The organism is Pseudomonas onubensis, assembly GCF_965653655.1.
Taxonomy (GTDB): domain Bacteria; phylum Pseudomonadota; class Gammaproteobacteria; order Pseudomonadales; family Pseudomonadaceae; genus Aquipseudomonas.
Genome location: NZ_CBFHAZ010000054.1, coordinates 32,753 through 40,973, shown reverse-complemented (window position 1 = coordinate 40,973; position 8,221 = coordinate 32,753). Strand labels below are relative to the sequence as shown.

The following is an 8,221-nucleotide window of genomic DNA, read 5'->3' as shown; positions in this document are numbered from 1 at the left end:
TGCGGTGGGTCAGTCAATTCAACTGTCACTGACCCACCGCATTCGCGAGCAAGCCCGCTCCCACATTCAGACCGCGTTGCATCAGGTAGATAGGCTGTTGCTTTGCACTTGATCTGGCTCTTGCTTCAACCACTCAGGTCGGCTTTCAGGCCGCCGTGCTGTAGAACTTGATCTTGCTCTGCTTTAGATCTGAGAGTCGCCCCGTTAACCACGATGGCCGGAGTGCGGGCATGCCGAGCCTGGGCGGCCATGACAAAGCAAATGGATATGCCCCCTCCAGCCCAACCTACGGCTCCCCTTCCCCCGTCTCAAGCCACGCCTTGCTCAAACTTAACAGCCGCGCCAATTCCTCCACATGCACATCCGGCAAACCCCGCAAAAACCAATTGTTCAAACGTTGCGGACTGATGCGCAACCACTCGGCAAACGCCGTCGGAGGAATTTCGCAGGCTTTGAGCGCCACCCGCAGGCGATGCCCCGAATGTGAAAGACAAGCTGGCTGTACTGCCTGCCCCTGAAGATGCTTTTTGCGGATATTCATGAATGATCGGCTCCCTGCCGTGTTTTTTCCCAGCAGTGACTATAAACACCGCCAGTGTGATTGGGCAGATGTTCAAAGAGGCCGAAAAAACACAACGAGAAGACACCTACAGGCATCGAGGAAAAAATCCTACACAGAGCGCGGGAACGATCTCAGCTGAGCAACACCACCCCACCCGGCAACTCCGTACACTTGGCCCCATACGCATCCCGAATCAACAGCGCCACGCCCGCCAGTTGCTGCAAACTGAACCGCGCCTGCACCCGCCGCTGCCCCAGTTCTTTATTAAGCAACACCAACATCCCCGGCCGATAACGATTGATCTCATCCACCACCGTCGCCAACGTCGCGTTGTTGAACACCAGCACCTGCTCACGCCAAGCGACTACCGCCTGCGCATCCACCGCAACCGGCTCGCCCACACGGCCCGCGCCATACGTCAGTTGCCGGCCATTTTCCAAGCGCACACTGCGCCCGGAAACGTCCACCGTCAGCGAACCCTCGATACAGGTCACGCACACATTGCGGTCGGTGTTACGCACATTGAACCGCGCCTGCGCCGCACTTACCCAGCCCTCGCCTGCCTGCACCTTCAGCGGTTGCGCCAATTGGGCGAGCACTTCGACTTCGCCTTCAAGCAACTCAATCCCCTGCCCGACCCGGCTGATGCGCGTCTGTGTGTTGAGCTCCAGGCTGACGCCTTGGCTGAACGCCACCTGGCGCTGCTCACCCACCTCGGTGCGATAGTCGGCCGTTAACCCGGCAAACCCGCCCGGCACACCAACACGCACCATCACCACCGCTGCCGTGGCTGCAATCGCCCCGCCCAGGAATGCACGGCGCCCAAACTGACGGGACGGTGCCGACTGTTCAGTGGCCGCGCCCAATTGCCGCCACAGCAGCTTGGCCTGCTCGAACGCTTGGGCATGCGCCGGGCTTTGCGCGATCCAGGCCTGCAACGCTTTGGCATCGGCCACGGTGGCTCGGCCCGAGGTCAGCAACAGCAACCAATCACGGGCTTGATCATGCACAGGGTCAGCGGGCGATTGCCGAGTGGAGGGGAAGCTGAAAATGTTCAAGCGCGCACATACTCACGGTTTTATCAGGGACTCGACACTAAGACGGTTTTCCGGCCCCGGGACCGAACCGCTGAATCACTTTTCTTTCCAGACGCTTGGCACAGTGGCCCAAGGCTGCCTTGATTTCCTTCTCGACCATGCGCGTGGATATGCCAAAACGCTGGGAGATTTCCAGGTGCGGCGCTTCTTCCAGGCGTGCAGCGATCAGTATCTTGCGTCGGCGCGCCGGCAGTTCATAAAGGGCTTTGACCAGGGACTGGATCTCTTTCTGGCCACCCACGACTCGCGAAGGGTCCTGGGCCTCGTCGGCGCTTTGCAGCAACTGCTCGACCTCACTGCCGGTGAGCAGGCGCGCATCCGCCTGGCGGCGGTCGGCGGCGATGTTCAGGGCCATGCGGTACAGGTAGGCGTTGGGTTGTTGCAGGTTCGGCGGCACGTCCATGCGGTCGACCCGCAGGTAGGTTTCGTGCAGCACATCATTGGCCAGGTCCTCCGAACCCAGACGTTTGCGCAGGCGCACCTTGAAGTCTTCATAGGAGGCCAGAAACAAACTGACCATCGCACTGTGCCCGGTGTTTTTCATCCGCCCGCGGCTCCCGTCCCTGCTGTGCATTCCATGCGTATTCCTGTTGTGTCGGGCATCAAAAGTAAAGTCACCGGCTGGCGCAGCGAACTGGGTGCCGGGCGTTCGACCTGGGTTGAACCAAGGCCGCGCACCAGTGCTTCATCGCGTTGTTCATCGCCGGTGGAGCTGACCAGCCGGCTGTGTTCAATCATTCCCTGGGCATTGACCCACACCTGCACCAACGCCCGGAAACTGCCGGGCCGGGTCAGGGGCGAACGGCACAGGCTGGCCTCGATCGCCTGTTGCAGCGCGGCGGCGTAACTGTTGTTGATGTGCGCGGTGTTGCGCGCTGACGCACCCCGCAACGAAGGCGCCGGGGTCGGCGGGACTTGCAGGGTAACCGCATCATCGCGGGCATAACGCGCCATCAGGCCACTCCCCGTCAGCAACAGCGCCAGCGCCTCCTGCGCAGTGAACCGCCCGCGTACAGCGATGGAACGCCGGCCCCGCGTCAAATCACGGTCGACCAGCACCGCCATCCCGGTGGCGCGGCTGTAGGCATGCAGTGCGTGCTCCAAGTCCTGCGCCGGCAGGTCCAGCGTCAGCAGCGGTGGCGCGGCAGTTGCGGGCGTTACGCCAACCAACAGCAACAGCAAGGCCAGGGCACCCATGGCGCGCTTCCAGCCTCCCTGTTCACCCTCCACGCGGCATCGCTGCACGGCTGACGTGTCCTTGAAAACCGTCATCCTGAGGCCAGTTTATGAACCTGATGTTACGGTGATAGCAAAAAAAACATCACGGTGACGGCAAGCCCGCTGCACTACACTTTGCAGCACTAATGGCCCCTCTGTGCGGGCCTGCCAGGAGGCTCCGATGAAGCGTTTCACTCTACTCGCCGGCCTGTTGCTGTGCATCGCATTGCCACTGGCCGCCCACGCCGAATCCGCTGCCAAAGGCTGCACGGAAGTCACTGTGGATGGCTACAAGGCGCCCGACTATGGCTGCCTGAGCCAGCAGATGGGCAATGACCCGGACGCGGCCAAGGCCGCGCAAAAGAACCGCGAGGCGCAGAACCTCCCGGTACACAAACGGCCGCCAAACCAGGTGGGGTTAGCCACACCGGCGGCGACCAGTAACCGCATGGGCAATACGTTCGGGACGTCGGTCAAACCCCAACGCCCCTGAGCAATCAGGCCAGCGCTGCTGCCGCCGCAGGCGGCACAACCACCGGGCTACCGCTGGCAACAAAGTCCTCTTTGCGCAACACCACCAAGGCAATCAGCGACACCACACCGGTGGCCACGTAGAAGTACCACGGCGAGGTGATGTCGCCCGTGACCTTGATCAGCCAAGTGGAGATCAGCGGCGCGCTGCCGCCAAACACCGCGACCGGCACGTTATAGGCCACGGCAATCCCGGTGGAACGAATGCGCGTAGGCAGCAACTCACTCATCAGCGCGTAGGTGGATGAGGCGTAGAGCCCAAACAGGATCGCCACCGCCATCAACGGCGCAAAGAACGACGCGGGCGTGGCGGTGGGTGCCGACTTGAACAGCCAGAACATCGCCAGCGTGGCCAACGTGCCGATCACCATCAGAAACGGCTTGCGCCCGTACTTGTCGGTAAAGGCGCCGCCAAACGGCATTACAAATGCCGCCGAGAAACTGGCGACAAACACATAGAGCAAGGTGGTGCCGCTGTCGAACTTGAGGATCTTGGCCATGTAGGTCGAGGCAAAGGTCAGCACCAGATAGAAGATCGAGCTGTGCAAGGTGATGATGAAGAACACCAGGGCGATGGCGCGCTTCCACTGCCAGACTTCGCGCAGCGGCGCGCGGGAGGTTTGCCCGGCGCGTTGCAGGGCCAGAAACTCCGGGCTGTCTTCGAGCTTGAGGCGGATGTACATGGAGATAAAGCCCAACGGCGCCGCGATCAGGAACGGCACGCGCCAGGCCCATTCCTGCATCATCTCGGCGCCGAGGATCCAGGTCATGCCGTTAGCCACGGCGCCACCCAGCAGCAGGCCGAGCACGGCGGTGACCATCAGCCAGCACGTGGCAAAACCACGCCGGCCGGGGCCTGCATATTCAGAGATAAAACTGGTGACGGTGCCGATTTCGCCGCCCGCCGAAAAACCCTGCACGCAGCGCACCAGGATCAGCAGGATTGGCGCGGCGATGCCAAGGGTCGCGTAAGTGGGCAACAGGCCCAGCATTACAGTGGAACCGGTCATCATCACCAGCGCCATGATCAGGGTTTTGCGCCGACCGATCTTGTCCGCCAGCGGGCCAAAGAACAGCCCGCCCAAAGGCCGGATAAAGAAGCTCAGGGCGAACGCCGCGAAACTGGCGAGCAGGCTGGTGGTAGGGTCATCGGAGACGAAAAACGCCTGGCCGATGTACACGGCGAGAAAGCCGTAGACGCCATAGTCGTACCACTCGATCAAGTGGCCGGAGGTGGCACCGAGAAATGCACGGCGGCGCTTGCGCTGCGTGTCTTGCGCTGTATTGCCCATCGAAGGGACTCCTTGTCGGTTGTTCTGTCCATGAAAAGCTAGGAAAGCGCGGCGATACTCGCTGCTTTCAACCACTGCCGCAAGTCGGTCTTGAGGGTTTTGCCGTAACTGTTCTTGGGCAAATCAGCTCTGAACACGTACTTTTTGGGTTTCTTGAAGGACGCCATGCGCTGCAAAAACCACGCGGTGAGTTCGGCCTCATCCAGCGCCTGCCCGCTGCGCGTGACCACAAAGGCCACCACGGACTCGCCCCATTGCGCGTCCGGCTCGCCGACCACACACACCTCGGACACGTCAGGATGCTGCGCCAGCACTTCCTCGACTTCACGCGGGTACACATTGCTGCCGCCGCTGATGATCACGTCTTTGGAGCGGTCGGTGAGGGTCAGGTAGCCGGCCGGGTCGAGAAAGCCGATATCGCCAGTGAGCAACCAGCCATCCACCAGGGCTTGCGCGGTAGCCTCTGGGTTGCGCCAATAACCTTGCATCACCGTGGCGCCGCGCACGGCGATTTCACCGCGCTCGCCGGGGGGCAGCGGTTGGTGCAGGGCATCGAGAATGCGGATTTCGACACAGGCTTGCGCGTGGCCGACAGACGCCGCCAGGGCTGACCAACCTGCACACTGGCGGTCGGCAATCACCGCGCGGGGCAATACGCTGATGGTCATCGGGCTTTCGCCCTGGCCGTAGATCTGTACCAAGCGCGGGCCGAAGGTGTCGAGTGCCTCGCGCAGATCAGCCAGGTACATCGGCCCGCCGCCGTAGACGATAGTCTTGATGCCGTCGCCGCCATAACCCTGGCGCCGTGCCTGTTCGACCATGCGCTTGACCATGGTCGGCGCGGCAAACAGCGACACATTGCCCAGCTCCGTAGCCAAGCCAAACAGCTCGCCGGCATCAAAACCGCCGGAGGCCGGCACCACATGCCGAGCGCCGCAGCGCACATGGATAAAGTTGTACAGCCCCGCCCCGTGGGACATCGGCGCGGCATACACGGCTGCGTCGTCGGCACTGACTGGGTCGACATCCGTGGGGTAACACAGCGACATGGCAACCAGATTGCCGTGGGACAACATCACGCCCTTGGAGCGCCCGGTGGTGCCCGAGGTGTAGAACAGCCAGGCCAGGTCCTGATCCTGGCGCGGCGCCGGCTGCTCCAGGGTCGGCCAGCCACGGGTCGGCGGTAGCGTATGAGCGTCCAGCTCCTTGCAGCGCGCAGGCAGGTCCCGGGATGACGCGAACACCCGCCCGCCGTCAGTAAGGATCAGGCGGGCCTCGGCATTGGTGGCAATCCACGCGGCTTCTGCCGGGTGCAGTTTGGCGTTGATCGGCACCACCACGCCACCCAGCCACCAGATGGCGTAGAGCACTTCCAGGTAGTCGCAGCTGTTCTTCATCAGCAGCGCCACCGCATCGCCCGGCACCAGGCCATATTGATCGACCAATTGCGCGGCGCGTTGGCGGACATGGGCGGTGAAGGTCGCGTAGTCGGCGACTTGCCGCGCGCCCTCAAACAACGCCGGGCGTTGCGGGTCGCGGCGCTGGGTGTCGTGCAGCCAGTTGGCAATGTTCATGCCTCAGCTCCGCCGCGCTTGCAGAACCGAGGCATAGTTGGCCACGGCCATCCCGCCCATGTTGAACACCAGGCCGAATTCGGGGTTGGGTACCGCCAGGCCGATCAGCTCGCCGGTCAATTGGCGAAACGCCAGGGCGTGCATCGACACACCGGTGGCGCCCACCGGATGCCCCTTGGCCTTGAGCCCGCCGGACAGGTTCACCGGCAACCGCCCGCCCGCGCGCACCACACCGCTGTCGAGCACACGGTGCCCCTCACCTTTGGGTGCCAGGCCCATGGCTTCGTAGATCAGCAGTTCGGCGATGGTGAAGCAATCATGCACCTCGGCGAAACTCAGGTCGGCCAAGGTGATATTCGCCCCGCGCAACGCCGTGTGGATCGCGCGTTGCGGGCCTTCAAACGCGAGGATGTCGCGCTGGGCAATCGGCAGGCAATCGTTGACCTGGGTCAGCGTGCGAATCTGCACATCACGGCGAAACGCCCGCGCACGCTTGGGCGAAGCCAGGATGATCGCGGCGGCGCCGTCGCTGATCAGCGAGCAATCGGTCAGGCGCAACGACTCGGCCACAAACGGGTTGCTCTGGGACACGTTGTTGCAGTGCTCGAAATCCATCACCCGGTGCATCTGCGCCAACGGGTTGGCCATGGCGTTGGAGTGGTTCTTGGTGGCGATGGCCGCCATCGAACCCAGCGGGCAGTGGTAGCGCTCGGCGTACTGGCGCGCCGCACGGCCGAACAGCTGCGGGAAACTCAAACCCGCTTCGGCCGGGTCGTTCTGATAGCCGGCGCCGGCCAGGGCCTGGGTCACCTCGGCGGTGGTGGTGTGGGTCATCTTTTCGGCGCCCACCACCAATACCAGCTCGGCGCTGCCGGACAGGATCGCCTGGACCCCGGCCAGGATCGCCGCCGAGCCGGACGCGCAGGCGTTTTCACAGCGGGTCGCCGGTTTGAAGCGCAGCCCAGGGTCGGCCTGCAGCAGCAGGGAGGCCGGGAACCCGTCGGGCACCAACCCGGAGTTGAAGTGGCCAAGGAACAACGCGTCGATCTCGCTCGCGTCAATTGCCGCGTCTTTCAGGGCTTCGCGGGTGACCTGTACGATCAGATCCTCCAGGCTGGTGCCTTCAAGGCGACCAAAACGTGAATGACCGGCGGCAACAATGGAGACGCAATCAGTTGGCATAATCAATTTCTTCTATTTTTGGTGCGGACATTTACCTACAATGACCCACCGTTGGGCGCGCGCCAATTCGTGCAACTACTTACATGGCTAAGTAGCCCCAGTTGAGAAAAGCGATGAGGCAGGATGCCCAATGAACGCGTTTGCACAGCAGTTTCACGACATAGAACGCCTGGCGTTCCAGCTCTCCCCCGCGCCGCAACTGGTCACCCGCAACCGCGTGATGGTCGACTGTAATGAGGCTTTCCTGCAGTTGTTCGGCTATTCGCGCGACGCGCTGGTCAACCAACTGACGCTGCTGATCTACCCTTCCCAGGCTGACTACCACGCCATTGGCAAGCGTAGCCATGATTGGCTGCTGGAAAGCGAAAACGGCTTCTACTCCGACGAGCGTTTCATGCAGCACCAGAACGGCGAAGTGTTCTGGGCCAAGTCCCACGGCTACACCCTCACGCCCAAAGACCCGTTCAAGCTGATGATCTGGCACTTCGAGCGCCTGGACCGCACCCACCAGGGCACCGGCGACCTCACGCCACGGGAGCGGGAAATCGCCATGCACATCGTCAATGGCCTCAAGTCCAAGGAAATCGCCTTGCGCCTGGCGATCTCCCACCGCACGGTGGAGGTGCACCGCGCGCGCTTGATGAGAAAGTTGCAGGCCAAGACGGTGGTGGAGTTGGTGTCGAAGATTATTATGGTGGCGTGATAATAAAGAGGGTTGCGCGCTGAAAAAAGCGCCTGTTATGCCCCGTGACTTTCCTGCCTCAA

General features: G+C 62.4%; 9 protein-coding genes. 2 read left to right on the top strand and 7 right to left on the bottom strand.

Annotation, left to right across the window (positions count from 1 at the left end; translation table 11 throughout):
- Nucleotides 1-286: 286 nt before the first annotated feature.
- From ACTD9P_RS17985 to ACTD9P_RS17970, 4 genes are all read right to left on the bottom strand, one after another.
- On the bottom strand, nt 287-541 hold the full coding sequence (locus ACTD9P_RS17985; protein ID WP_219267436.1) for a hypothetical protein: 255 nt from the start codon (nt 539-541) through the stop codon (nt 287-289).
- Between the two features lie 152 nt (nt 542-693).
- Nucleotides 694-1,620 carry a FecR family protein gene (locus tag ACTD9P_RS17980; RefSeq protein WP_438868755.1) on the bottom strand — a complete coding sequence of 309 codons (927 nt, stop codon included), beginning with the start codon at nt 1,618-1,620 and terminating at the stop codon, nt 694-696.
- A 37-nt stretch (nt 1,621-1,657) separates the two neighbouring features.
- Entirely contained in the window at nt 1,658-2,203 is a 546-nt protein-coding gene (locus ACTD9P_RS17975; RefSeq protein WP_438868754.1) for an RNA polymerase sigma factor, read from the bottom strand.
- On the bottom strand, nt 2,200-2,856 hold the full coding sequence (locus tag ACTD9P_RS17970; RefSeq protein WP_438868753.1) for a secretin and TonB N-terminal domain-containing protein: 657 nt from the start codon (nt 2,854-2,856) through the stop codon (nt 2,200-2,202). The genes ACTD9P_RS17975 and ACTD9P_RS17970 overlap by 4 nt, the downstream gene beginning before the upstream one ends.
- 202 nt (nt 2,857-3,058) lie before the next feature.
- Between ACTD9P_RS17970 and ACTD9P_RS17965 the strand changes: the two genes are divergently transcribed.
- A complete protein-coding gene (locus ACTD9P_RS17965; RefSeq protein ID WP_438868752.1) occupies nt 3,059-3,370 on the top strand; it encodes a hypothetical protein in 312 nt (103 codons plus the stop codon).
- Nucleotides 3,371-3,374: 4 nt separating this feature from the next.
- On the opposite strand, the gene ACTD9P_RS17960 is transcribed toward ACTD9P_RS17965, so the two are convergent.
- From ACTD9P_RS17960 to ACTD9P_RS17950, 3 genes are read right to left on the bottom strand one after another with little or no spacing between them, the layout of a single operon-like run.
- Nucleotides 3,375-4,700, bottom strand: a complete 1,326-nt coding sequence (locus tag ACTD9P_RS17960; protein ID WP_438868751.1) for an MFS transporter — start codon at nt 4,698-4,700, stop codon at nt 3,375-3,377.
- 38 nt (nt 4,701-4,738) lie between these two features.
- Entirely contained in the window at nt 4,739-6,274 is a 1,536-nt protein-coding gene (locus tag ACTD9P_RS17955) for a class I adenylate-forming enzyme family protein (RefSeq protein WP_438868750.1), read from the bottom strand.
- Nucleotides 6,275-6,277: 3 nt separating this feature from the next.
- Entirely contained in the window at nt 6,278-7,456 is a 1,179-nt protein-coding gene (locus ACTD9P_RS17950; protein WP_438868749.1) for an acetyl-CoA acetyltransferase, read from the bottom strand.
- Nucleotides 7,457-7,586: 130 nt separating this feature from the next.
- On the opposite strand from ACTD9P_RS17950, the gene ACTD9P_RS17945 reads away from it, so the two are divergent.
- Nucleotides 7,587-8,159, top strand: coding sequence for a LuxR C-terminal-related transcriptional regulator (locus ACTD9P_RS17945; protein WP_138815063.1), 573 nt, complete (start codon nt 7,587-7,589; stop codon nt 8,157-8,159).
- Nucleotides 8,160-8,221: the final 62 nt, after the last annotated feature.

What these genes read in the sequence shown, in the direction of transcription:
- ACTD9P_RS17985 (WP_219267436.1), bottom strand. Translation starts at nt 541, where the DNA reads ATGAATATCCGCAAAAAGCATCTTCAGGGGCAGGCAGTACAGCCAGCT.
- ACTD9P_RS17975 (WP_438868754.1), bottom strand. Translation starts at nt 2,203, where the DNA reads ATGAAAAACACCGGGCACAGTGCGATGGTCAGTTTGTTTCTGGCCTCC.
- ACTD9P_RS17970 (WP_438868753.1), bottom strand. Translation starts at nt 2,856, where the DNA reads ATGGGTGCCCTGGCCTTGCTGTTGCTGTTGGTTGGCGTAACGCCCGCA.
- ACTD9P_RS17965 (WP_438868752.1), top strand. Translation starts at nt 3,059, where the DNA reads ATGAAGCGTTTCACTCTACTCGCCGGCCTGTTGCTGTGCATCGCATTG.
- ACTD9P_RS17960 (WP_438868751.1), bottom strand. Translation starts at nt 4,700, where the DNA reads ATGGGCAATACAGCGCAAGACACGCAGCGCAAGCGCCGCCGTGCATTT.
- ACTD9P_RS17955 (WP_438868750.1), bottom strand. Translation starts at nt 6,274, where the DNA reads ATGAACATTGCCAACTGGCTGCACGACACCCAGCGCCGCGACCCGCAA.
- ACTD9P_RS17950 (WP_438868749.1), bottom strand. Translation starts at nt 7,456, where the DNA reads ATGCCAACTGATTGCGTCTCCATTGTTGCCGCCGGTCATTCACGTTTT.
- ACTD9P_RS17945 (WP_138815063.1), top strand. Translation starts at nt 7,587, where the DNA reads ATGAACGCGTTTGCACAGCAGTTTCACGACATAGAACGCCTGGCGTTC.